Annotated in this window: 24 protein-coding genes; 8 read left to right on the top strand and 16 right to left on the bottom strand. The window is 62.9% G+C overall.

Annotation, left to right across the window (positions count from 1 at the left end; all coding sequences use genetic code 11):
* Positions 1-22 precede the first annotated feature (22 nt).
* Positions 23-481 carry a response regulator gene (locus VKS22_06215; GenBank protein ID HLW70199.1) on the bottom strand — a complete coding sequence of 153 codons (459 nt, stop codon included), beginning with the start codon at positions 479-481 and terminating at the stop codon, positions 23-25.
* A 394-nt stretch (positions 482-875) separates the two neighbouring features.
* On the opposite strand from VKS22_06215, the gene VKS22_06220 reads away from it, so the two are divergent.
* Positions 876-1,337, top strand: a complete 462-nt coding sequence (locus VKS22_06220; protein HLW70200.1) for a hypothetical protein — start codon at positions 876-878, stop codon at positions 1,335-1,337.
* Between the two features lie 15 nt (positions 1,338-1,352).
* On the opposite strand, the gene ilvA is transcribed toward VKS22_06220, so the two are convergent.
* From ilvA to VKS22_06250, 6 genes are all read right to left on the bottom strand, one after another.
* Positions 1,353-2,630 carry a threonine ammonia-lyase gene (ilvA, locus tag VKS22_06225; GenBank protein HLW70201.1) on the bottom strand — a complete coding sequence of 426 codons (1,278 nt, stop codon included), beginning with the start codon at positions 2,628-2,630 and terminating at the stop codon, positions 1,353-1,355.
* Positions 2,631-2,639: 9 nt separating this feature from the next.
* Positions 2,640-2,993 carry a hypothetical protein gene (locus tag VKS22_06230; protein ID HLW70202.1) on the bottom strand — a complete coding sequence of 118 codons (354 nt, stop codon included), beginning with the start codon at positions 2,991-2,993 and terminating at the stop codon, positions 2,640-2,642.
* Positions 2,990-3,328: a hypothetical protein gene (locus VKS22_06235; protein ID HLW70203.1), complete on the bottom strand. Its 339-nt coding sequence runs from the start codon at positions 3,326-3,328 to the stop codon at positions 2,990-2,992. The genes VKS22_06230 and VKS22_06235 overlap by 4 nt, the downstream gene beginning before the upstream one ends.
* A 194-nt stretch (positions 3,329-3,522) precedes the next feature.
* The gene (locus VKS22_06240; GenBank protein ID HLW70204.1) at positions 3,523-4,230 is read right to left on the bottom strand and encodes a Crp/Fnr family transcriptional regulator; all 708 of its coding nucleotides are present in this window, start codon (positions 4,228-4,230) and stop codon (positions 3,523-3,525) included.
* A gap of 177 nt (positions 4,231-4,407) precedes the next feature.
* A complete protein-coding gene (locus tag VKS22_06245; protein HLW70205.1) occupies positions 4,408-5,400 on the bottom strand; it encodes an endonuclease/exonuclease/phosphatase family protein in 993 nt (330 codons plus the stop codon).
* 66 nt (positions 5,401-5,466) lie between these two features.
* Entirely contained in the window at positions 5,467-7,563 is a 2,097-nt protein-coding gene (locus VKS22_06250) for a thioredoxin domain-containing protein (protein HLW70206.1), read from the bottom strand.
* A gap of 190 nt (positions 7,564-7,753) precedes the next feature.
* Between VKS22_06250 and VKS22_06255 the strand changes: the two genes are divergently transcribed.
* Positions 7,754-9,478: a glycosyltransferase family 39 protein gene (locus tag VKS22_06255; protein HLW70207.1), complete on the top strand. Its 1,725-nt coding sequence runs from the start codon at positions 7,754-7,756 to the stop codon at positions 9,476-9,478.
* Positions 9,479-9,510: 32 nt separating this feature from the next.
* On the opposite strand, the gene VKS22_06260 is transcribed toward VKS22_06255, so the two are convergent.
* From VKS22_06260 to VKS22_06275, 4 genes are read right to left on the bottom strand one after another with little or no spacing between them, the layout of a single operon-like run.
* Positions 9,511-10,743 (bottom strand): ABC transporter substrate-binding protein, encoded by a 1,233-nt coding sequence (locus VKS22_06260; GenBank protein HLW70208.1) that lies wholly within the window; start codon positions 10,741-10,743, stop codon positions 9,511-9,513.
* Positions 10,744-10,750: 7 nt separating this feature from the next.
* Positions 10,751-11,611, bottom strand: a complete 861-nt coding sequence (locus VKS22_06265) for a MaoC/PaaZ C-terminal domain-containing protein (GenBank protein HLW70209.1) — start codon at positions 11,609-11,611, stop codon at positions 10,751-10,753.
* Between the two features lie 26 nt (positions 11,612-11,637).
* Positions 11,638-12,819 (bottom strand): N-acetylglucosamine-6-phosphate deacetylase, encoded by a 1,182-nt coding sequence (gene nagA, locus VKS22_06270; protein HLW70210.1) that lies wholly within the window; start codon positions 12,817-12,819, stop codon positions 11,638-11,640.
* Positions 12,809-13,060: a hypothetical protein gene (locus VKS22_06275; GenBank protein HLW70211.1), complete on the bottom strand. Its 252-nt coding sequence runs from the start codon at positions 13,058-13,060 to the stop codon at positions 12,809-12,811. Before VKS22_06275 ends, nagA begins: the two co-directional genes overlap by 11 nt.
* Before the next feature lie 101 nt (positions 13,061-13,161).
* Between VKS22_06275 and VKS22_06280 the strand changes: the two genes are divergently transcribed.
* The gene (locus VKS22_06280; protein ID HLW70212.1) at positions 13,162-14,130 is read left to right on the top strand and encodes a hypothetical protein; all 969 of its coding nucleotides are present in this window, start codon (positions 13,162-13,164) and stop codon (positions 14,128-14,130) included.
* An 8-nt stretch (positions 14,131-14,138) separates the two neighbouring features.
* Here VKS22_06280 and VKS22_06285 read toward each other — a convergent pair whose 3' ends face one another.
* Positions 14,139-18,854 carry an NAD-glutamate dehydrogenase domain-containing protein gene (locus VKS22_06285; protein HLW70213.1) on the bottom strand — a complete coding sequence of 1,572 codons (4,716 nt, stop codon included), beginning with the start codon at positions 18,852-18,854 and terminating at the stop codon, positions 14,139-14,141.
* Between the two features lie 89 nt (positions 18,855-18,943).
* Between VKS22_06285 and VKS22_06290 the strand changes: the two genes are divergently transcribed.
* From VKS22_06290 to VKS22_06300, 3 genes are all read left to right on the top strand, one after another.
* Positions 18,944-20,194 carry a methyltransferase domain-containing protein gene (locus VKS22_06290; protein HLW70214.1) on the top strand — a complete coding sequence of 417 codons (1,251 nt, stop codon included), beginning with the start codon at positions 18,944-18,946 and terminating at the stop codon, positions 20,192-20,194.
* Positions 20,195-20,264: 70 nt separating this feature from the next.
* The gene (locus tag VKS22_06295) at positions 20,265-20,516 is read left to right on the top strand and encodes a hypothetical protein (GenBank protein ID HLW70215.1); all 252 of its coding nucleotides are present in this window, start codon (positions 20,265-20,267) and stop codon (positions 20,514-20,516) included.
* 319 nt (positions 20,517-20,835) lie between these two features.
* On the top strand, positions 20,836-21,273 hold the full coding sequence (locus VKS22_06300; GenBank protein ID HLW70216.1) for a hypothetical protein: 438 nt from the start codon (positions 20,836-20,838) through the stop codon (positions 21,271-21,273).
* A gap of 25 nt (positions 21,274-21,298) precedes the next feature.
* On the opposite strand, the gene VKS22_06305 is transcribed toward VKS22_06300, so the two are convergent.
* Positions 21,299-21,742, bottom strand: a complete 444-nt coding sequence (locus VKS22_06305) for a Rieske 2Fe-2S domain-containing protein (protein ID HLW70217.1) — start codon at positions 21,740-21,742, stop codon at positions 21,299-21,301.
* Positions 21,743-21,895: 153 nt separating this feature from the next.
* Between VKS22_06305 and VKS22_06310 the strand changes: the two genes are divergently transcribed.
* Entirely contained in the window at positions 21,896-22,138 is a 243-nt protein-coding gene (locus VKS22_06310) for a hypothetical protein (protein ID HLW70218.1), read from the top strand.
* Here the strand turns inward: VKS22_06310 and VKS22_06315 are convergent.
* From VKS22_06315 to VKS22_06325, 3 genes are read right to left on the bottom strand one after another with little or no spacing between them, the layout of a single operon-like run.
* The gene (locus VKS22_06315) at positions 22,126-22,398 is read right to left on the bottom strand and encodes a hypothetical protein (GenBank protein ID HLW70219.1); all 273 of its coding nucleotides are present in this window, start codon (positions 22,396-22,398) and stop codon (positions 22,126-22,128) included. The two genes, VKS22_06310 and VKS22_06315, sit on opposite strands and share 13 nt — an antisense overlap.
* Entirely contained in the window at positions 22,392-22,769 is a 378-nt protein-coding gene (locus tag VKS22_06320) for a hypothetical protein (GenBank protein ID HLW70220.1), read from the bottom strand. The genes VKS22_06315 and VKS22_06320 overlap by 7 nt, the downstream gene beginning before the upstream one ends.
* 11 nt (positions 22,770-22,780) lie before the next feature.
* Positions 22,781-23,086, bottom strand: a complete 306-nt coding sequence (locus VKS22_06325; GenBank protein ID HLW70221.1) for a DUF3467 domain-containing protein — start codon at positions 23,084-23,086, stop codon at positions 22,781-22,783.
* Between the two features lie 192 nt (positions 23,087-23,278).
* Here VKS22_06325 and VKS22_06330 point away from each other — a divergent pair, with 192 nt between their 5' ends.
* A complete protein-coding gene (locus VKS22_06330; GenBank protein ID HLW70222.1) occupies positions 23,279-24,136 on the top strand; it encodes a DDE-type integrase/transposase/recombinase in 858 nt (285 codons plus the stop codon).
* Positions 24,137-24,243: the final 107 nt, after the last annotated feature.

Here is a 24,243-nt window from a genome sequence, read left to right on the forward strand (position 1 = left end):
TACTGACGCGCTGCCATTGTGCTCAGTGCGTGGCGGCGACGCGCGCGGGCGTCTCACCCGGCGCCAACTTGCCGATTCGGACCAACTCCTCGCGTAGGCTCGCGCGGGAAAGCGGTTTGCACAGCACCGCCGCCGCCCCCATCTGGTAACTCTGCGCGATGTCGTGATCGTAGAGCGAACTGGTTATCACGAAGGCCGGCACCCCGGCACAGGCCTCGTTCGAGCGCGTTGCGGCCAGCACGGCGAAGCCGCCGTTTTTCGGCAGGCGCAAATCCACCAGAATCAGATCGGGGCGGTCGTGCTCGGTAAATTGCGCGATCAGGCCGACCGCCTCGTCGGCGGTTTCCGCGACGATCACCTCGCTGGCCTCGCCGAGCAACTGCTTGATAACGGTAAGCGCGATGAATGAATGCTCGGAGTTGTCTTCGACCAGGAATATCCGAACCCCAAGTTCAGGCATGAAGCGGTCTTCGTTATTCATTTGTCTCCGGTGAAGCTTCGTTCACGAGTTCCCGCGAAACTGCACTATCCATTTGTGATCGTGAAACCCTCGCCACTGAGCTCTTACTCAACAGCCGTGCCAAGAGGTTCGAATAGTTGCGGCTCGGGCGGCGCAGTCGGCATCCAGCGAACCCGAGCGTCGTAGTTCTGCCAATTTATGGAAAATCGAGCGAGTAAAGCTCACTAAAGCCTAGAATCAGACAAATTGGAAATATTGTAAAGCTTGGCGCGGAGGCGATTTCCCCGTGGCCTTTGCGACGGCGGGACAGGATACGATACAGAGCTCAAGCGCGATCGTTTCATTTTCGATACGCTCATTGCAGTCCAGATACGGGCGGCGGCCATTTTCGGACTATGCGAGGTGATCACACAGGATGACTTTGGAGTCTGAGGATAAGGTTGCTCACCCCGAGGCTTCGGCGACGGTTCCGGAAGCGGCAATCGAAACCACTGCACCGCCGAGCCCATCGCACGACGAGTTCGATCCGGTGCGCTGGGAATTACCGGTCATTTGCAAGGATTGCGGGCGGGATTTCATCGTGCCCTATCGGCACTTCAAGGCGGGCGTGGTGTTCCACTGTCCGCATTGCCACGGCTCGTTCGTGCCGCTGCTTAAGATGTATCACGCGGTCCGCGAGGTGTTCGAAACCTTCTACGCGCGGCGGCGGCTTGCGCGGGACGAATTCGCGCGGTCGGGGGGCGATCAGACGCGTTTCGAGCGCAAGCAGGCGAACGAGCTCGAGGATTTCCGCAAGGCGCTGGCCAAGCTAGCGCACGCGATGCGTCCGGCGGGCAAAATGGTGAAACCCAAAGGTTTCGGCGCCATGTTTACTTAGCTGCCGCTTGAATTATCACCTGGCCGCAACTTGGTAGCCATGATCGGCGAGCCGTTGACCGACGTCGCGGAGATGGTCGGGGCCGCGCGTCTCGAGTTCGAGGACGACGCGCGCCCCGCCGATCGCGATATCAGAATGGTCGCGATCGTGCTCGACAGCCCGCACGTTGGCGCCGCTCTCGCCGATCAGCGCCAGCAGCTTCTGCAGCTCGCCCGGGCGATCGTGCAGATCGATCTGGAGCCATGCGCGGCGGCCCGCCTTGACGAGGCCGTAGCCGATGATGCGATCGAGCAGATTAATGTCGATATTGCCGCCGCTCAGGACGATGACGACGCACTTGCCGCGTAATTCGCGCCCGAGCTTGAGCGCGCCCGCCAGCGCCGCGGCGCCGGCGCCCTCGGTGAGGAGCTTGAGCCTTTCGAGCAGAAGCAGCACGGCTTCGCCGATCTCAAAATCATCGACCGCGACGACCTGCGCAACGCGTTCGCGAATGAGTGCGAAGGGCAGTTTGCCGATCCGGCCGGTCGCGAGACCGTCGGCGATGGTATCGACCTGCCGCCCGATCGACGCGGCCGCGCCTGCAGCGAGACTCGCGCTGAGCTGCGGCGACCCCGAAGCCTCGACTCCGATCACCTCGGTTTGCGGAGCGCGCACGGCGAGCGCGGCGACGATTCCCGCGATCAGGCCGCCGCCGCCGACGGGCACCATCACGACGTCGGGAGTTACCTCGTCAGCGATCTCAAGACCGATCGTGCCCTGACCTGCGATCACCTCGGCGTCGTCGTACGCATCGATAAAGGTTGCACCGGTGCTCGCGCGGAGCGCTGCGGCCGCCTCGCGCGCCGCCTGATAGTCGGCGCCGGCCAGCATGACTTGTTGGCCGTATCCGCGGGTCGCGTCGATCTTCGCGATCGCCGCGCTCTGGGGCATCACGATCGTGGCGCGCGCGCCGGCGCGGGTCGCCGCATAGGCGATCGCCTGACCGTGGTTGCCTGCCGACGCTGTAATCAGCCCGCGCGCAGTATCCTGAGGGTCGAGTGTGACGATCCGGTTATAAGCGCCGCGGATTTTGAACGAGCCGGTTTTCTGCAGGTTCTCCGGCTTGAGATAGACCTTGGCGTCGAGCAGGCGGTCGAACGTCGCGCTGCGCGCCAGTGGCGTTGGCGTGAGAATTCCCCGCAGCCGCTCCCGCGCCCGTTCGATCGCGGCGAAATTAAACTCCGCAGCGCCCGCCGATTTCGCGGCGATCTCCGGTTCCTTCTCTGGGTCTTGGCCGGTGCCGGGGGCTGTCACTTAACGTCGCTAGCTATGCTGACGATGCGCGGTGAACTGGCGCGGCGTGACGGCGCCGAAGCCGCCGCCGGCGAAATCGACCTGGCGGCAGGCGCCGCTCGCGTAATCGAGGTCCAGCAGCAGGTAGCGAATTGGCCGCTTTTTCAGCGCGGCGATCAACCCGGCGATGCTCGCACGATCGTCCAGGGCGATCGCCGCGACCTCGGCCACTTCGAGACGGCTCGCGGCGAGAAAACGGCGGGCGGCTTCCTCGCTGGAAAAGGCGAGCGCGCCGGCCCACGATTGATCCTTTTCCTGAAACGCGATGATCGCCCCTTGGGCGTCCACCAGGAAATTCAGCTCCGCGCAATCGAGCGCGTTCACGCCGCTTCGACCTTCAGCTCGCCGCGGCGAATCGCGGCGGCGCGCTCGCGCACAAGGGCCGGATAGGTGTAGTAATGCTCGCCGCTCAGATGCAGGAAAGAATCCGCGTCAACGTCTTCGAGTTCGAGCGCCTCGATTTGGCTTTCGGCGGCAGCGCGGCTGGGTGCGCGCAAGATGAGTTCGTAGAGCGTCCGTCCCTGCGCCGACTGGAAGTCTTCGCGCGGCGGCAGCGCCGCGGAGTCGAGCCTGCCAGCGTGATAGTTGTCGAGGATGAAGCGCAGCGCCTTGAGCTCATGGCGCAGGAGGTCGATGGCTTTCAGCGGGCGGTGATTCATGCTGCCCTCGATCTTATCGCCGCTCCACCCGCATTCCAACCGCCGCCCTATCAAGCAACTTGAGAGCGACCACTTAATACCTACGGAATACGCGCGACCTATTCCCAGTGAGCACCTGCGACCCGGCTTTGAGGTGCTGGCGGATTTCGTCGTGTAGCGTCCCGCCTGCCGTATGACGAAGTTCGCCGCCGAGTCTAGTGCGTGCCGGAATCGGACTCGTCGCCGTTGGCCGTATGGCGCTGCGCGAGAAAACGCTCGAGGCGGTCGCGTCGCACGATGAACTGGCGGCCGTCGCGAACGATCAGACGTTCGCGCTCAAAGCTGCTGAGATACTCGGTGACCCGCGGCCGTGAAGCGCCCACCAGTTCGGCCAGATTTTGATGCGTCGCGGGCACCGTCAGGCGCACGCCCCGGCCGTCGGTAACGCCGAAATTGTCGCTGAGTTCCAGGAGGATCAGCGCCACGCGCTCCTCGAGCGTGCAGCTCATGAAATTCGCGCAGCGCAACTGCACCAAATCCCACCGTCCCGAGTAACTGGCGGCCATGTGTTTGAAGTCCGCAGAGGCAATGCCTAGAGCGATCTCGACGAAGAGCGCCAAAGTGACGGCGCCAATCTGACAGTCAGTCACTGCTTCGCAACGGAAGTTATATCTGATCCCGGCGGCCGCGGGCGGAACCCCCGGGATCATGCCCGGCGCAACCATGATGACCAGCGTGCGATCGCCCTTGCGATTGCGGCAAGTGATGCGTGCGATTCCCGAGAGCAAGATGTAGGCAGATTCGGGCGACTTCTTCCTATCGAAAATGATCCCGCGGCTCTTTACCCGGGTCAGCACGAGCGCATCGGCAAGGCGGTTCAGCCGGCGCGAGGTGAGCCAGGAAATATTCCTAAGTCCTTGCAATCTTCGGATTCCTGACATTCGCGTCGTTGGCATTGCCTCAATTTAGCAGAACCGCCGAAATATCCTTCTGATCTTCGCTGCACTTAGTTCTCCATATAACCGAATCGGCTTGGCCGCGCGATCGCGACAGGCATAGCGTGAGAGCTGCGGAAATAATCTCCAGCTAGTAATATGCGGTTACTCCGCAAGAGAGAGCTTACGAAACTGCGGCGAGACTAGCGCGACCTCGCACATGATAAAGTCGTGATCGGAGACGCGGCGGCGGAGAAATGACGCGCTTGCCGCGACCGCACGCGCGGAGTGCGGCAGCGGCGCGAGTCCGCGCACCGCGATCCAGTCCAGATTCGGCCGGAGCCATCGGGGGATCGCCCGAAAGAAGGTGAAAGTCCGCTTGTCACGCGCGTTCGCGCCATCGACCTCAAATTCAGCCTGCGCGAGGCGGGCGAAGAGCGTTTCCCATCGGCGCGGATCGGATAGCCGGCGCGGCTCGCGCAAAAGCTTGAGCATGCCGGCGCCGACGGCGCGCGCATTATGAAGCGCGATCGTCGTTGTATTCAGGTCGCCGCCGATGATTGCCGGACCTCCATCGGGAATCTGCGCGAGATATTCACGCATCTGCCATTCGCGGCCCGGGGGATCCCACCGGCTGTTGAGATGGACCACGCCCAGCGTGATGGGACGGCCGTTGAAGCTCGCGCGGGCAATAACTCCCGCCGGTCCACCAGCCATCCGCGTGAGCCGCGGATGGAGAAAGCGGTTGGGAATTGGCGCTGCGCGGACCTCCTCGAGGGGCTGGCTGCAGAGAATGGCATTGCCCTTCAAGGCGGTCGGTTCGCCGTCGGCTCTCTTCACGCCGAACTGCGGGAGGAACGCGAGACTCATCTTGAGGGCGGCAGCGAGCTCGGCCGCGAATTCCCGCCATGCCGATCGACGATGGCGCCAGTCGGCCTCGCACAACAGAATCACCTCGGCGCCGGCCAGCGGAGCGCGTTGCAAACACTTGATAATGCCGTCGAGCCGGGCGCCGCCGCGCGCGTTGAAGGCAACAACCTTGATCGAATCCCTCTTGATCGAATCTTCGCGCCGCGGCGTTGCGCGATTCACAATGATCGGGGCGAAGCGATGCGCCCGCCCTCGCCGCTGAGAGACCTCGTCAAGCCGGCTGTCCATTGATTCTCTAACGCAGCTCCCAGGAGTGGCGGAGGCTCGGGGGGTCAGCCCGGCCTGACGCTTCGCCTAGGACTTTCCCTGGTCGCGCAGCGCCTGCAGCAACTCTTCGAGCTTGGTCATCGGCGCCGAGCAGGCGTGATTGCGGCATAGGTAGGCCGTGAGCCGCCCTTCGATCTGGCGCTTGCCGCGCAGCGCTTCGGGCACCATCGCAGCGTCAGTCGCGTCGGGCGCGATCGCGTAGAGCGCGAGATCCGGGACGTGGATTTTGCCGAGCGCCTTGAGCCAGCCAGCGAATTCGGGCGAAGCGCGATCGCCGACCAAAGCTATTTCGGTGGGGCCGTTCTCATAAAGGTCCACCGCTTCGAGCATGTGCGCGAAGGCAAATGGTTGCTTCTCCATCATCGGCGCAAACAGGCAGAGCGTCAGGTCGGCGGCTTTCATGTAGCGCTCGTCGCCGGTATAGGCGTGCAAACGCAGCAACGCCATCACGGCGGCGCTGTTCCCCGATGGCGTCGAGCCGTCAAACGCCTGCTTGGAGCGCGCGATCAGCCGTTCATGATCGTCCGAGGTAAAGAAGAATCCGCCCGCCTCGCGATCCTCGAAACGCTCGAGCATCACCGCGGCCAGAGTCTGCGCGTGAGCGAGATAGCGCGGGTCGAGCGAGGCCTCATAAGTATCAATCATCGCGCCGGTGAGCAGCGCATAATCTTCGAGGTAGGCGTTGAAGCGCGCGACGCCGTCCGTGCAGGAGCGTCGCAGCGCGTGGCCATCCCAGAGGCGGCTCATCGCGAAGTCCGCTGCACGCTGCGCCGCCACCAGATAGCGCTGCTCGCCGAGTGCGCGATAGCCCTGCGCCAACGCGCTGATCATCATGCCGTTCCAGGCCGCGAGAATCTTGTCGTCGCGCCCCGGATGAACGCGCTGCTCGCGCGCGGCAAATAGTTTTTCCCGCGCCGCGGCAAGCTTCGCAGTCATCGTGGCTTCGTCCATTCGAAACATCTTTGCCGCTGATGAGACATCGATCGTGCGATGCAGAATGTTACTCGACTCGAAGTTGCCCTCGGCGGTGACGTCGAAGTAGCGCGCGGCGATCGTCGCCAGCTCCTCGCCCAGCACGGCGTGAAATTCCGCCGGCGTCCAGACGAAGAATTTGCCCTCTTCACCCTCGCTATCGGCGTCTTGACTCGCATAGAAGCCGCCCTCTGGGCTGGTCATCTCGCGGATCACATAGTCGAGCGTCTCGCGCGCGACCTGCGCGAATGCCGGCTCGTCAAGCGCTCGCGCGGCGTCCAGATAAAGCCGCCCCAGCAGCGCGTTGTCGTAGAGCATCTTTTCGAAGTGCGGCACGAGCCAATGATCATCGACGCTGTAGCGATGGAAGCCGCCGCCAAGCTGATCATAGATGCCGCCCCTGGCCATCTTGGTCAGCGTATGGCGAATCATCTCGGCATAGTTGGCGGCGCGGCTGCGGGCGAAAGCGCGCAGGAAAATTGCAAAAACGAAGGTGTTGGGAAATTTCGGCGCGCCGCCGATTCCGCCGTGTTCACTGTCGTAATGCTGCGTCAACGCCCGCGCCGCCTCGATCATCAGACCCGGCTTGATCGCGCCGCCACCCTCCGGCACGGCCATCGCGGTGAGCGCTTTCGCGAGCCGCTCGACATTGCTGCGGATGTCGTCGGGTTTGTTGTGATAAGCGTTGGTGATCGCGGCGAGAACGCGTGCAAAGCCCGGCATCCCCTGGCGATCCTCCGGCGGAAAGTAGGTGCCGCCGTAAAACGGCCGGGTCTCCGGCGTCAAAAAGACCGTCAACGGCCATCCGCCGCGGCCGGTCAGCAACTGCACGGCGTCCATGTAGATCTGATCGAGGTCCGGACGCTCCTCGCGATCGACCTTAATCGCAACGAAGTTGTCGTTCATCGCGCGCGCGATAGCCTCGTTCTCGAACGACTCCCGCTCCATCACGTGACACCAGTGGCAGGCTGAATAGCCGATCGAAAGCAGGATCGGCTTGCCCTCCTCGCGCGCGCGGGTGAGCGCCTCCTCGCCCCAGGGATACCAATCCACCGGATTGTGAGCGTGCTGACGCAGGTAAGGACTCTGCTCTTTGATTAAGCGATTGGGCTTGCGCCCAGCGGCCTCGCCCGAACTATGCCCCGAACTCATAGGGTTATTATCCTCGATCCGCCGGGCTGCGGCCGGCATGGATCAGTCAGACTAACGGGCGTCGAGGGTTGCGGCTACCGTCGCGCGGCGATGTGCAGGCGCTTGCCCGCGTCAATTCGTATTGCAACCCTTGCGGTCGATGGTAAAGGCCAGATTGGAGGGCGATTCGCGCGCGGGGAGCGCCGAGCCGATGCCGGCGCGAGACTCCGCGTGGCGCGATGCGGCGCCGATCGTAATCGCCTTGGCCGCGATTCTCTTCTTCGCGCGTCTGGGGACGCGCGCGCTGTGGGCGTCCGAGTTCCGCTGGGCCGAGATCGCCCGCGAGATGCTCGTCACACACAACTATTTTTGGCCGACGCTTAACGGTCACGTCTATTATGACAAGCCGCTCGGCTCCTATTGGTTGGTCATAGCCGCAACCTGGCTGACCGGCGGGATGAACGAAGCGGCCGCGCGCATTCCGTGCGCGGTTGCGGGCTTGATCGCGGTCGCACTCGTGATTCTGCTGACCCGCCGCCTCTACGACTTGCGCACCGGTGTATTCGCCGCCGCCGTTCTCGCCACGAGCTTCAGTTTCGTATTTTTTTCTCGCCACGCTTCCGCCGACGTCGAGACCGTCGCCGGCGAGCTCGCAGCACTAACGCTTTTTTTGCGCTATCAGCATCGCCCCATCGGATGGTGGATCCTCGCGCTCTGGATCATTATGGCGCTGACCTCTCTGACCAAGGGCTTGCTCGGCTTTGTCCTGCCGCTTTTGGTGATCGGCGTTTACTCATCCTTCGCCGACGGCTGGAACTCGTTCACTGGAGGAATGCTGCTCGGCTCATTGTCCGACCGCATTGGCTACGCGCTGGAGCGCCATCGATGGTTCTTCAACTGGCGTACGCCGATCGCAATTGCGGTTGCCGCCAGCATCTACTACTGGCCGTTCGCCATCTCGCACGAGCAAACCGGCTCGGCCAAAGGGCTGGCGATGGTCTATCGCGAGAACGTCGTGCGTTATTTCGCCCCGTTCGATCACGTCGGGCCAATCTACCTGTATACCTACGTAATCTTCGCGCTGATGGCGCCGTGGTCGGTGTATTTGCCCGCGGCGCTCGCGCACGCGCATCGAGCGAATCAGGAAGCCCGCACTGAGCGGGATAGAGATCGCTTCGTGCTGAGTTTTTTCTGGGCAACGTTCATTTTTTTTACCCTCGCGGGTTCGCGGCGCAGTTATTATCTGCTCCCGATATTGCCCGCCGCCGCGATACTCGTGGCGCGATTACTCGCCGAACCGCTCGACCGGTTAAGCCGGACCGCGCGGATCTTGCTCAAACTTGGTTTCGCCGCGATCGTTATCGCGGTGACTGTTTCGAGCCTTGCCTTTCTTCCACCGCGGCTCTTCATGCCGGATCCCTACGCCTTGCTGCCGAATGCACCCGAGCGCGGGGTTTTGGCGGTGTATTGGATTGGCTCCGCGCTCGCGCTCTGCTGGGCGCTGCGCCGCTTGACCTCGGCCCGGGTCTTTTTCGCCACGGCGACCGTCGCGTGGCTCTTCATGTTTTATTTTTTCGTTTTCGCGATGCCTGCGGGCGACGCCTGGCGCGGCGAGAAACCCTTCGCCTATCGGATCCGCGACCTGATTGGTGCGGACACGGCCGCGCTCGCTTTCTATCGGGTGGGCGGTCCCGTCTATTACCTCGATCTGCCGCACTCGGTGCCGACCTATGAATCGCGACGCGAACTGGATCAGTCGATCAATACAGGCGCGACGCGATGGGTCGTCGTGCGGCAACGCGATCTCCAAATACTCGACGTCCCGGCCGCCGTCGTCGCGCGTGAAGCCGTGTTTCCGTGGGACTCCAAGGAGCATCGCCTCAATGCGATGGTCCTCGTGCGGGTCGGTGCGCCGCCCGCTCAAGAGTCGCCGTGAACGCCTCCGACAGGATCAACCTTCGCCCAAGGTCAAAAGGAGCGCGGCGGCGGGTTCGTCTCGTCAGGAATTTTCTCGCGCCGGCTAAGTCTGAATAAATCCGCCGCGCCAAGGATCATCCGCCACGCGCTCGGGAATTCGAGGTTGCCGCCCTCGGCTTGCGGCTCTGGGTCGATAATCTGTTTGCGCCCCTCGTGCCATTGTACGAGCAGCATCTGGTGGCCGATTTGGCGGCCTGTTTCGCGATCGATAGCGAAATCGCCGAAAAAGGTTGTAGTTCGCAGGTCGGCGAAGGCGGCGCGCAATTGAACTTGATCAAGCGAATCGCAGGCGCGGACCGCCGCCAGAGTGATTAGCCCGGCAGCGTAAATCTGCGCTGCGGGATAATCGCAAGTGCTGCCCGCCGCGAGGATTCTGCGCGAAAATTCGGCCGGTCGCGGCCCCAGCTCCGGCACGATGTTGAAATCGCGCTCCCATTGGCTCGGACCAACGATACCTTCGGCGTCGTCGCCGAGGTCCTGGCGGAAGCGCTCGACGCCCGCAGCAACACATCCGAGCACCGGAACTTTGAGCTCACGGGCGGACGCCACACGCATCATCGCGAGGTCGTAGTCATAACCTCCGGCGCTCACGAAAGCGTTGATCCGGTTGCGGCGGATTGCGCGCGACAGGCTCGCGGGCGTGTGCTCAGGGCGGAAGGTGCCCGCGTATTTCATGCGCAGCCGGACGCCGTGCAGCCAGGCGCGTCGGGTCTTGGCGGCGCGTTCGAGGCCGGCGCTAATCGCCCCGGCGAAAGGGGTGGGGGCGGTCGCGACGGCCAGCCGCTTGCGCCAGAACTTGAGCGTGGCGAGTAGATCTATCAGGCCGGTCATATACGCGCTGGCCGGGGTGAGAACGCTCACGAGCATCCGGACGTTATGGGCGTGAAGCTGATCGGCTGCGCCGCCGTGATTGATCATCAGGCGACCCGCCTCCTCGCACAATGGCGCGGCGACGCGCGTCAGCCCGCTTGAGTAGGGGCCGAAGATCAGGTCGCAAGGGCGACCGAAACACAGTTCGCGATAGATTTCGCGCGCGCGATCAATCCGGCTGGCGTCGTCGAGACAGCGCAGGGCGACATCATAATGCTGCCCGCGGACGATGACGCCGCCGGCTTCGTTCGCGTCAGCGACGAACAGGCGCAGGGCCCTCTCGCCTTGACGCCCCATCGCGGCGTATTTGCCCGTCAACGAAAGCGAGAGGCCGAGGGTGAGCTGGCGCGTCATCGGCTTCTCAAGGGGAGCGGATTTCTGCGCGGCCGTCGCGCATCACGACGATGCCGCCGGCGTTGGCGGTCTCGAAGGAAAAGCGCCGGTGTTCGCCGCCTTCGTCAGCGGACCAAATCGAAGTAGTGAGCGAATCGCCCGGGAAGATTGGACGGGCAAAGCGCACGGCGAGCTGTTTCAGGCGAAGCGGGTCGCCGCCGCAGAGCGTGTCAGTCACGGCGCGAGCCGCGAAGGCCATCGCGCACAGGCCGTGAACGATAATGCCCGGCAGGCCCGCCATGTTGGCGACATTGTCGTCAACATGTATAGGATTGCGATCGCCCGAGGCTTCCGCGTAGCGAAAAGTCTGATCGAGAGCAATCGTTTCGGTGACCTCCCATAAGGATGCGCCGCGCGCGACTGCGTCGTTCGGAACATGCAACTCGGATCCGGCCGCCGGAGCGCGCCGACCTCGGATCAAAACGGTGAAGCGGATGCGGCTGACGGCTTGGTCGTGCTGGTTCGACGCGCGCAGCTCGAGCGTCAGCGATTCACCGCCGCTGACCGACGCGATCGCGGCGATGCGCGCTGCGGGAAAAATCCGATCCCCCGGACGGATCGGCGCGAGCAACTCCATCTCCTGCGCAGTATGCAGCAGGCGGAGCAGGTCGGCGCGGAGCTCGGGATCAGTCAGCGCGGTAATGAGCGGAAGCCAGGTGACCACCACCGGGTACAGCGGTGGCGCGACGATGCCGCCGGGGACGTCGGCATCGAAGTAACGCGGATTATCATCGCTGCAGGCGCGCGCGTAGTTTTGAATCGAAGCGAGCGTCACGTCGGCCGGCGCGCTGGAATATGCTTTGCCGAGGCAGGCGCGATTCAGAGGCATTGCGGGTTCCTGGCGGTAACCGCGGATCAGTCGATTTCGTGACCGTCGACAAAGACCGCTTTCAAATTTAGCGCGCGGTCGAGCAGGATCAAATCAGCGCGTTTGCCCAGCGCGACCGCGCCGCGATCGGCCAACCCGAGGACTCGCGCCGGACCCTCGGCGGCCATCTGAGCATAGCCGAAGGGATCGAGACCGCCGCCGAAAACGGGATCGTTTACGGTGAGCCGCAGCCCCTCGAGCATCGTGACGACGCCGCCCGCCAGCGCGCCGTCGGGGAAACGCGCCGCGCCTTCTCGGACTTGTACCCGGCGCGAAGCGTCGCCAAACATCGGTAGCTCAGCGTCGGGCTGCACACCGGCCAGCGCGACGCAGTCGCTGGCGACGAGGGTTTGCCCGACCGTCCGAGCCGCTCGCACTAACGCAAACATCGCCGGATGAATATGCACGCGGTCCGGAATAATCGCGGCGGCTGCCGGCGAGGGTGTCAGCGCCGCACCAACGATACCCGGCTCGCGATGATGCAGCGGGCGCATCGCGTTGAAGAGATGCGTAAACATGCGGGCGCCGACGGCGACGGCCGCCAACGCCTCATCGCAGGTCGCGTCGCTGTGACCCAGTGAGACGGTAACGCCCCGCGCGACAAATTGCCGAATCGCGCCAAGCGCGCCGTCAAGTTCCGGCGCAAGGGTTATCAGCCGGAGAGTTTTGAGCGCGAGCATCCGGGCGAGCGCCTCGCCATGCGGCAGGCGCTGCAGCGGCGGATGTGCGCCGAGATGGCGAGGTGAAATAAACGGTCCTTCAAGATGCATCCCGAGGATCGTCGCGCCGCTCAGCTTGCGAGCGTCGGACGGGCTTTGCGCAGCTTCGCGCTGACGCGTCATCGCCGCGGCGATCATAGCGTCGCAGCGCTCGATCGTCTCCAGCGGCGCGGTGATAACGGTCGGCAGCCAGCTTGTCGTGCCCTCGCGCGCGAGTGCGTATGAGAGCCTGAGAACGTCCTCGATCGAAGCTGACATGACGTCGATTCCGTAAGCGCCGTTGACCTGCAGATCGATGAAGCCCGGCAGAACCACATCGTCGAGCGGCGCATGCCGCTCGCATATCGCAGTTACGGTTTCGCCAAAGACGACTGTGCGAGACTGCCCGGAGGAGTCGAGATGCCCGCTGAGCTGGTGCAGGTCGGCGACAGCGCGCCCGCTAGTTGGCACGGAATTTTTCGCGCAGCAGGCGCGCAAAACGCGGCAGGTAGATCAGGTCGAAGGTGTCGTCCTTGCCGGGAAACATCGCGACCGCGGCGCCCTTGAGCCCGCGCACGTGTTCCCACGCTTCCTCGAGGGTCATCGTGTCGTCCTGCGCGATCGTCGCGAAGACCAGATCGACCAGAAAGCGCAGCCTGCGGATCTGCTTGTTTTCGTGCGCTACGCGCGCGGCCAAATTCTCGTCAGCCATCGAGGCGGAACTATAGCGCGATCGCGCCCAGCTGTCGCGAGGCGCGGTCATGCGACGCGCAGCTTGTGTTCAAATCGGCGCAATGGCAGGCTCGTTCGATTGTGACGCAACCTCGCCTCAAGAGCAGTTTCATCTATCTCGGCAACGCCGTGAATGACCTGCGCGGCAACTGGCTTACACTCGCGATCGGACTGGCGCCGCTGGCCTTGCTTGCTGCGGTCTGCCTGTTGCCCGACGCGCTCAATCTGCAGCATCTGCTCGCCGATCGCTTTACGCCGGGGACGCGTCACGTCGCGTGGCTTCCGATCCAGGAGCCCTACGCGCCTTCGCTCGCGGATACCGCGCCGCTCTTCCCGCCATGGGCCATCTCGCTGTTCCACCTGATGGTTCTGATCCTGGCCTTCGCCGGCGAGCTGGTGGTGCTATGCGCGGTGCGCCGGATGCGCTCCGGAGCGCTCCAGGAGCCAGTCGCGACCGCAGTGATCGCGATCTGGCAGGATTCGGTGAAGCTGCTGCCCGCCTTCTTCTGGGTGGTGATTTTGCATCTGGCCGTGCCGTTTGTCGCCCTGTTCATCCTGCGCATCTACGTGGTTGGCGACGCCTGGCTGGCGCTTCTGCTCTATCTGCTCGACGTCGTTTTGATCGTGCTTGCGCCGACGCTCTACCTCTGGCTCTACTTCGCGGAATACGCGCTGGCCTTCGATGGCAAGCACAGTTTCCACGCGCTGTTGTTCAGCCGGGATCTGATGCGCAAGCGCTTCTTCCGGGTCGCAACGAGGGTCGTCGTATTTCTCGCGGTCTGGTCGGGCTACGACTCATGGGCGGCGGCGGTCTTCTTCGTCGTCAGTCTGATCCTCGGACCGGTCGGCGTGCTCACCGGATATTTCTGGGCCGTGATTTTTCTGGTTGAATTCGCGGCGGTCGCTACAACCTACGTGACGATGGCCTTCTTTGTGGCGGCGAGTGCGCGGCTCTATCAGGACCTGGTGGGCGACCGCGCGGAGCAGGTCGTCCCAGTGCAGCCCTTACCGGCGCCAGCGCCGCTCGCCAGCGTCGACGCGCAAGCTTAGGCTCGGACTCAGGCCAGATTCGCCAGTCGGGCGATCGCGCGCACGGTCACCTGAATCGGCGCCAGGCTTAACGCGGGCATCGCGCGCAAGTCCCGCATCAGGCGATCAACCTCGAGCTCGCTGCGTCGGCGTCCATTCGCGGGCGGCGGCGCGCCATTACCGCCGGTGCGAAGCCGTGCGCGGCAGAGCTGGATCCGCGCCCAGGCTAGCTCCGCGCGCAAATCACTCGCGGCGCGCCGCTCCCACCTGTCCCGATGACGCAGCCCGTCAATCGCGCCTTCGAGCGTCGCGAAATCAAACTGCTCGCTCATACCGAAATAGACCCGCGCAATTTCCGCCGCGTCGCCGACCCCGGCAAAACTTAAATCGAGAATGTTGAGCAGATGATTGGCGAAACCCAGCCGCGCCAGTTCAAGCGCCAGCGCTTCCTGTTGCACCGACGCGCGTAACTCGCGATAGGTGCGCTCGAAGCGTTCGCGCTCGACGCCGGTGAGTGCGTCCTCGAGATGCTGCAGCAGATCGGCGAAGGCGGGTTTGAAACGCTCCACGATCGCGCCGAGGCTTTCGCTTGACGCCCGTTCCGCACGGGTAATCGACCAGGCGCAGGCGCGCCGCGCGGTCTCGCCCAACGCCAGGAAGGTTTCGACTTCCGCGGTTGCCTCCATCCCCGCCGCATCCCGATGGACCTGGTCAGCACGAGCGCGCAGATCGATCACGTCTGCGGCGATAAGCCAAGCTAGCACCGCCGCGAAAGTTTCCAGATCGAAGTCAAGCTGCAGATTGAAGACAAAGGCCGAACCCATCAGATCCACCAATTCGTTGGCGACGCGGGTCGCGATCAACTCGCGCCGCAAACCGTGATTGGGCAGGTCGGCCGCGAATTCATTGGCGATGGCCCCCGGGAAGTAGGGCCGCAAGTAGCGCTCGACCAGATATGGGTCTTCGGCGAGTTCGCTTGACGTCAACACCGACGCGAGGTCGATCTTGCTCACCGCCGTCAGTTCGGCGAATTCCGGCCGCGTGAAGCCCGGCGCGCCCGGCTGCGAGCGCATCTCCGGACGCACTAACGCGCGCTGGGCAAGCACGCTGGCATGCTCAGCGATGGCCGCCGGATCGCTCCGGCCGCGCGCTTGCTCGAGGCTCAGCAGCAGCGCCTGATCGCGATTGTCGCGCAACACGCTCGCGGCGACTTCTTCGGCCGCGGCCGCGAGCAGGCGATTGCGCTTGCCCTCGCTCAAGGCGCCGCGTGCGACCACCGGCTGCAGCAGAATCTTGAGGTTGACCTCGTGATCGGACATATCGACGCCCGCGGAGTTATCGATCGCGTCGGTGTTGATCCGGCCGCCCGCGGCTGCGTATTCGATACGCGCTTTTTGCGTGAAGCCGAGGTTCCCGCCTTCGACCGCGATTTTGCAGTGCAGTTCCCCAGCCGTCACGCGGCAGGAGTCGTTGGCATGGTCGCCGACCGCGGCATCGCTCTCGCTCTGCGCCTTGACGTAAGTCCCGATGCCGCCGTTGTACAAAAGATCAACCGGAGCGCGCAGGATAGTCTGGACCAGGCTGTCGGCATCAAGCTCGGCGCTGGCGCAGCCGAGCGCCAACTGCGCAGCCGGACTGAGTTGGATGCGCTTTTGTCCGCGCCGGAAAACCCCGCCGCCGTCGCTGATCAGGGTGGGATCGTAATCCGACCACTGCGAACTCGGCTGTTCGTACAGGCGCTTGCGCTCGGCGTAGCTTTTCACCGGATCGGGATTCGGATCGATGAAGATATGGCGATGATCGAAGGCGGCGATCAGCTTGAGATTGTCGGATTGCAACATCCCGTTGCCGAAGACATCGCCCGACATGTCGCCAATGCCCACCACCGTCACGGGCGCCCCGCGCAGCAGGTCGCGGCCCAGCTCGCGCAGATGGCGCTTGGCGGATTCCCAGGCGCCGCGCGCCGTGATTCCGAGCCGCTTGTGGTCGTAGCCATGTTCGCCACCCGAGGCGAAGGCGTCGCCGAGCCAGAAGCCGCGAGCCTCCGCGAGCCCGTTGGCGATGTCTGAAAACGCTGCCGTGCCCTTGTCGGCGGCGACGACCAGGTAGGCGCCGTCGTCGTCCCGCACGCGCACGCCGGCCGGATGAACCACGCGGCCCTCGACGACGTTGTCGGTCAGTTCGAGCATCGCGTTGATCAGCGTCGAGTAGGCGTCAACCACTGCGGCGCGATCAGGTGCGCGGCCCGGCCGGCTCTTGACGATGAACCCGCCCTTGGCGCCGGTCGGCACAATGATCGCGTTCTTGACCGTCTGGGTCTTCATCAGGTCGAGAATTTCCGTGCGATAGTCGTCGAAGCGATCGCTGTAGCGAATCCCGCCGCGCGCGATTGTGCCGCCGCGCAAATGACATCCGGCCATCGCCGGCGAGTCGACGTGGATTTCGTACAACGGGGCCGTATCCGGCAAGCCCGGGATTTTTGCGCTCGCAAACTTGAGCGCGATATAGGGCGCCGGCGCGTCGCTGAAATAGTTGCTGCGCGTGGTCGCCTCCACCATCGCGAGGACGGTGCGGGCAAAGCGATCGTCGCCGATATTCTCAACCCCGGCCAGCTCGGCGAAGTAATTCTCGCGCAACTCTTCGAGTGCACCAGCAAGCGCCTCCTGTCCGGGATCGAAGCGCGCGCGAAAAAGCTTAACCAGAATGCGCGCGAGCTGCGGACAGAGCAAAAACGGCCGGCGCGTGGCCGGACGCGCCGGCGCCAGGCGCATCTGGAAGGCCGCAGCCAGGTAGGCGCGGATCAAGGCCGTTTCGCGCCACTCAAGGCCCGCGCTGAGGGTCAGCGCGTTGAGCGGATCGTCCTCCGCCCGGCCTGTGCGCACCGCTACCAGGGCGTCGGCGAGCAGCGCCGCGCCCGGCGTCCGTTCGAGTGGTTCACCGTCAAGCGTGCGGACACGAAAAGCCTGCACATAAGCCGGCTGCGGCTGCGTGCCGGAGTGCAAATGGAACTCGTGCGCTTCTTCGGAAATCACCGAGATGCCGAAGTTCTGCAGCACCGGCACCAGTTCCGACAGGATTGGCGCCTCGCCGAACTCATAGAGGCGCAGCTCGCTGGTCTGCTGATCGGCGCCGCCGGCGGCGGCGCCGATCAGCACGCTGAAGCGGCCTTCGCCGCCCAGCCGTTCGACCTGATCGATATCGTCGGCCGCCAGCTCCGGCGGCGTGCTGGCGCGGTACTGCACCGTGAAGGCGGGCGTCCAGCGCGCGAACAGCTCGCGCCCTCGCGCCGTCCCGAACTGCCCGCTCAGGCGCTCTTGCAGCAAATCTTCCCAGCTTCGCGCCAGGCGCACGATCTCCTCGCTCAGCTCCTCCTCCACTGCGGGGGGCGGCGGCGTCGCCGCAAAGCAGAAATGCAGGCGCGCCGTGTAGCTCTCGCCGAGCGCAAGGTGGTAATAGACCAGCCGCCCTCCGAGCTGCGCCGCCAGCGCCGCCTGGATCCGCTCGCGGACTTCCGCCGAAAACCGATCACGCGGCATTATCACCAATGCGATCACCACGCCGCGCACCGCGTCGCTCGCCAGCCGCAGGCGCACCTCGGCCTCGTTCTCGACGTCAAGAATCACGTGCAACTGCCGGCGCAATTCGTCGATCCGCGCGCGAAACAGTTCCTGCTTGGGAAAGCCGTTAAAGGCCGCCACCAGCGCCTTGTAATCGTGCGTTCCTGCCGCGACGCCCTCCGCCTCGATCAACTCGCGCAGCTTCGCCCGCAGCACCGGGATGTGCTCGGCTTCCTCGGTCAGGGCCTTCGAGGTGAAGAGTCCCAGAAAACGATCAAAACCGATGGCACGGCCCGCCGCGTCGCAGCGCCGGATCGTGATATCGTCCATCAGCGCGCGTCGATGAACTTCCGACTCGGCGCGCGTTTTGCCGACGATCAGCGCCGGATGATCGAAGAGCAGGCGGCGCAAGCCATCGTCGAGGTCGTCGAGTGGCTTGGGCGAGGCGAAACGTGAATTGGACTCGTCGCGCATGATCCCGAGACCCGTCCCGGCCTCGGTCACGATACTCGGGCGACCCTCGTACGGCTCAACCCGGTAGCGGCGATAACCGAGAAAGACGAAGCCGCTCTGCACCAGCCAGCGCAGAAAATCGCGAACTTCGACCAGCCCGCGCGCCGCCGCCGTCTCCTCGCAAATCTGCAGGGCGCGCGCGGTCATCGCCGGAAAGTCTTCCGTTGCGCGGTGCACCTGATTAAGCACGCGGGTCAGATCGGCCTCGATACTGCGGCAGGCGTCGGGGGTCGCGTTGAGCTCGATCTCCGCGTGAGTAAACGACTCGGCGCGTTCCGCCGAGCTGCCCTGCTCGAATGACACGACCGCACCGTCGCTTTCCCGACTGACGTTAAAACGCGGATGCAGCAGCGTCCGCAGCGGCAGACCGCGCCCCCGGAAATATTCCCGAATGCTGTCCACAATGAACGGGCAATCGGGCATCACGGTTTCCACCGCGACCAGCCCGTCGTGCTCGGCAACCGCCGCTGCGCGCACCTTAACCGCTTCTTCGCGCCGCCGGAAAAACTCGAAGCCTTGCTCGGCGAGCACCAGGCGATCCGCCGCTGGAAAGTCCGTGGCCAGCTCGGCCGGAAGTCGCGCGAACATCCGCTCGCGGAAGATCTTTGCGCGCCGCGCCTGATCGGTCTCTTCGACTGAGGCAAGCGCAGGTGAAGGACTGGGTTCGAATGCCACTGGGTTCACCGTCTGACTGATTATGCTCGCAAGAACGGACGGCTCGAGCCGACCCGTCAACTGCCCAGTATATAATGACGCTACCGGCTATGAAGCGATTCGAAATCAGCGCGATGACCCTCGGTCCTTACGGCCTCGGCCATCTCGATGGCAAGATCGTGATGACGCCGAATGTCGCGCCGGGGGATCTGGTCGAAGCGGCGATAACCGACGACCGTCGCGACTACGCCCTCGCGGGCGCGCCGCGGGTAATTCATCCCGGCCCCGACCGGCGTGAGCCGCCCTGCATCTACTTACCGCGTTGCGGCGGCTGCGACTGGCAGCAGATCATCTATGCCGCCCAGATTCGCCTCAAGGCCGAGCTGCTCGCCGCCGAGTTTCGCCGCGCCTTCGCGATCGATCTCGATCCGCGGGAACTGGTCCTTCCGGCGCCGGCCGAATTCGCTTATCGCGCCCGCGTCAGGCTGATGGTCGGACGCGACGGCGCGCTGGGCTTTCATGAGCTGCAGAGCAATCACCTCGTTCCGGTCGAGCGCTGTCTGGTCGCTGCCGCGGAACTCGAAGCCGCCGCTGTGCTCACTCGCGTCCTCGCCCCGCGCTGCACCGAGATTGAGATTGTCGCCGGTGATGCCGGGCAGGTTCTGATCGTGCATCTCTCCCAGCCACCCGCCGGCAGTGCGTTAGCCGCCGTCCGCGCGATCTTCGCGTCAGACCGGGCAGTCGCGGGCGTTATCCTTCGCAGCAAGGCTCGGCGGGATCTGGCCGGCGAGGTAACCGTCACACTGACGCCACAGCCGGGATGCGAAATTCGCGCAGCCGCCGATTGCTTCAGCCAGGTTAATCACGCACAGAATCAGCGGCTGGTCGCAGCCGTGATGGAGTTGGGGCAGATCACCGAGGCGACCTCGGTGCTCGACCTCTTTTGCGGCGCGGGCAATTTCAGCCTGCCCGCAGCGCGCCGCGGCGCCACGGTGACCGGCGTTGATGCCGACGCCAACGCGATCGCCGCGGCCCGCGACAACGCTGCGCGCATGAATTTGCGCCGCACACAGTTCATCGCGATGCCGGCGCGGGAGACCGCGCGGTTCCTCGAACGCGCCAGATATCGGCCCGAATTAGTGATCCTCGATCCACCGCGCACCGGCGCCGCCCAGCTAATGGAGACGGTCGCGCGCCTCAAGGCGGCCCAGGTGCTTTACGTCTCATGCGACCCCTCAACACTGCTCCGCGATCTTGGCCGGCTCGCCGCCGCCGGCTACCGCCTTGGCCGCGTTCGCGCTTTCGATTTCTTTCCGCAGACCCATCACCTTGAAGCGGTCGCCGAGATGCTATTGACTTAGGTTCAAGGCGCTCCGTAATCTAGCCCAGGGTGGTTCTAACGCCTCCCCGCCAGAGGTCTGCACCAAAGCGATGCCCAAGCAGGAAAAGGAAAAGCTGGCCCGTCCGAAGATTACGATCATTCCGGGCCGCGGCGTGGCACAGACGATCAATTACCTGCTCGAAGATCGCGACGATCTCGAATGGATCATCGCGGTCGGACGCACCAAGAATGGCGAGCTTTTTTTCTACGATACGGGCGGCGACATCGTCGAGGATCTGGGTACGCTCGAGTACCTCAAGGCCCGTATCGTGCGCGCTCATTTCGGCGACGAGTACGAGTAAGTTCCGCCCGACACGCATCGCGTCGAAACTTCTCTTCTTTTCAATTCTGATCAGCTTCGCGCTAATCCTTGACCTCGCCGGCGCGCGCGCTAATCAGATTCAGACCCTGCCGTCGCAGCAAAACCTGCCCGCGCCACCGCCGCCTGTATCAGCGCCGCCGATTAGTAATCAGAACCAGCGTCAGGAAGAGACGATTCCGCCAGTCATCAAGCCCAATCAGGGTCAGGAATCTACCCTTCCGCCGACGTCGCCCGGCGCCCAGGGCAGCACGCACGAGATTCCGCTGCCCGAAGTCTTTCGCGGATGCTGGCACGGGACGGTGCCGAGAGTAGATTCGATCGTCCCAATCGATCCGCTGGCCGGCCGCACCATCTGGCTCACCAAGGCCTATACGCTCTGTTACAAGCAGGCCGGCGCCAATGGCCAGTGGGTGCTGACCTACGCCGAGGGCGCGGTCGCCAATCGGAGCGAGGTCAGCGATCAGCGCCAGGCGATCAAAGTGAAATCGGTGAAGGGCGCAGATCGCGCCGAGATTACCGCCTATCTGCACTTCCGCGCGCCGACGATGGGTCTGTTTGGCCCTACCGGCCGCATGAACACGCTGGACGAACTCTCGCATCTGCACTGTTACGTGATGCCCGATCAGCAGGTGATGGACGTGCAAGCCGCCGTCTTCATCGAGCAGAACGGCCGCCCCTCCGTCAATCTCACCTGGCACACGCGCTTTTATCGCACGACCGCCGCCGACGCACACTGATGCGCTCCGCCGATTCAGTCCGTGCTCATTCGTCGTCCAATTCATAGTCCATCGGATTGGCGTAAATCACGCCATCCTCGACGCTGAGTTCGATTCGATAGAGAAACTTGCCGCAGGCGCCGCGCGGCCCGGAGATGCATTCGCCGGTATCGGGCTGGTAATAGGCGTTGTGGGTCTGGCACATCAGGTAGCGGCCGCGCTCGGCGAAGAACTGATTGTCCACCCAATCCATCGCCATCGGGATGTGACGGCACTGGTTGACGTAGGCGTGGAAATGGCCGTGATAATTGATCACGAAGCACTCCTCGTCAGCGCCGCGAATCGGCATCAGAAATTTCATCGAGTGGCCGGGCTTTACTTCCGCGGCGAGTCCTACCCGATAGCGGATCGATTCAGCCGTCGGCGTCGCGCGAACCTGATCGCGATGCGGGTTGGCGAGCGCGGCCCGGCGGCGCGATTTATCCGACATACGGCATCAGTATTTCCGTCATTGCGCGGACAGTCTAGCGGCGAGCCGCGGAGCCTTCCCGCGATAGTTGACGGCTGGGCAGTGGGTCAGTTTGAAATCTGGCGCTCTTGATTCCGCCGTGCGCCGCCGCTCCGGCTATGCGATAATAGTCGCATGGAGACCCGCAAGAAGCGTCCGCGCGATCCGGTCCAACTTGCCAAGCTCATCGGTGACATAGCTACGGGTCAAGTCGAGGACCGCGAGCAGGACAGCCGGAATCCCGCCGCCGTCGCGCTTGGGAAGCTTGGCGGAGCGAAAGGCGGGAAAGCGCGAGCCGAAAAGCTGACTAAAGAACGTAAATCGGAGATTGCCAGAAAGGCGGCAAAAACGCGCTGGAAGTCTTCTCAGTCTGGATAATGCCCATTTTCTCTCAGAAGTCTTTCGTAATCATCGAAATACAAGCGGCATTGAGCGATACCCTCGGCGTCAGAATATTTTATGAAAATCTGTCGAGCGATGTAGTCGTGCGATAACTCGCCACTGCCGCGCCGAATGCCGAATCGTCCGATTTTTTTCCCGTTGGCACTGATTGTTGCGACTTTATGCTTACGATTTTTTGGCCTGAACTCGGCCTTAAGCTTGCGTGCGATTGTCTCCGCATCGCTTGCTGTCAGCATCGCCGGACATGCTTCTTGAGCACGACCAATTGCTTTTTAAGCTCCGCCCCTAAGGCAGTTTCATCCGCTATCCAATCGTCAAAAGCGTCCAGGATTTCGATTTCGAGCGCTTGACGCGCATCCTGCTTCGTAATGCCTGAGATCGCGATATTCGCCTCATCGAAACTGGCGATATAACCGAAGCCGGCGCGCTTGTACTGAAATCTTATCGGTTGCAGCAGGACATAACCGCCGTCCTCTAAACTCTCGATTATGCCCTCTGAGAGCGCGGGCTCTTCCCAGACATTCTGTGTGCTTGTTCCAACGCGGAGCGAATTGGAAGCGCCCGGTACAGTAAAGCTCGGTATGGTAAATAACGTTGCTGCTGCCATGTGGCCGTCCCCTAGTGTGTCTGCGTCGTCTGAAACTGTGCTAGTTGCCCTTGGACCAATTGCAACAGCTCTACCATTCTTTGAGGTGTTATAGCTATCCTAATAATCGGTTTGGCCTTTACGCCTTCACGTTTGAGTTTCTCAATTTGTTCTGGCGTCGGGGCCACCGTGCTAATAAATGGAGGCTCGACAACACCAAAAGTTAGAAAAAATTCACTTGGCGTCTGCTGTATGAGGAACACGTTCGAAAACGCGATCGGCATTCCACGTGATTCGTCCCAGTTCACTTGGACTTCGAGTGGTGGTGAATCGGGCATCATATCCTCTTTGGTTCTGGAACGGATAGCACCGTCGCAGCTGTTATTATCCGTTCTATTTTTTTGGGGGTCAATATTGTAAAGCTAGCCAAAAAGTGATAATTTGGCGGGTTTTCTTCATTTTGTTGCTAGAGCTTTGATATGGCCCTCATTGACCTGACATTACCTAGCCGGTCAAGCATAATGGTCAGTATGAACAAGCTGACCACGGAACGTCGCGCGGCAATTATTGGCATGATGATAGAGGGCGTGTTCATCCGCGCGATCACGCGCATGACGGGCGTGAGCAAGAACACTGTCGCCAAGTTGCTCGCGGATGCTGGTAACGCCTGTCTCGATTATCAGGATCGAGCGCTCCGCAATCTGCCGTGCAAGCGCATCCAAGCTGACGAAATCTGGTCTTTCGTTTACAGCAAGCAGAAGAACGTCCCGGAGGAGAAGCGCGGTCAGTTTGGTTATGGCGACGTTTGGACGTGGACGGCGATTGATGCGGATTCCAAGCTGATCGTTAGCTGGTATCTCGGACGGCGCGACGGCGACGCGGCCTATTCGTTTATGACCGATCTGGCGAGCAGGCTCAGCAATCGCGTCCAGCTAACCACAGATGGCCACCATGCCTATCTGAACGCCGTCGATGAAGCCTTTGACCGGCAGATCGATTACGCCATGCTGGTCAAACAATACGGGACTGCGCCGGAAGCCGAGAAGCGTTACAGCCCGCCGATTTGTTTAGGAGCAGATCCGCAGGCGATACGTGGACGCCCCGACCCGGAGCATATCTCGACCAGCTACGTCGAACGGCAGAATCTTTCGATGCGGATGGGAATGCGCCGGTTCACGCGTTTAACGAACGCTTTCAGCAAAAAGCTCGAAAACCATATGCGCGCGCTTTCGATCTACTTCATGCATTACAATTTTGTGCGCTTCCATCAGACGTTGCGCGTTACGCCCGCGATGCAAGCTGGCGTAACCGAGAAGCTTTGGGACTTGAGCGATATCGTGCGGATCGTGGACGATTGGGAAGCCGCGCAGAAAGAAAATTCAAACTGACCCACTACCGACCGCGGCGACGGTTTGCCCCGCATCGGATGGGACCGTAGAGTCGGAGCGACTTCGCGAAAAATCGAGGGCTGCGCATTTCGGAGGGGTGCTAATTT

It is taken from the genome of Candidatus Binataceae bacterium, assembly GCA_035308025.1.
Classification (GTDB): Bacteria; Desulfobacterota; Binatia; order Binatales; family Binataceae; genus JAJPHI01.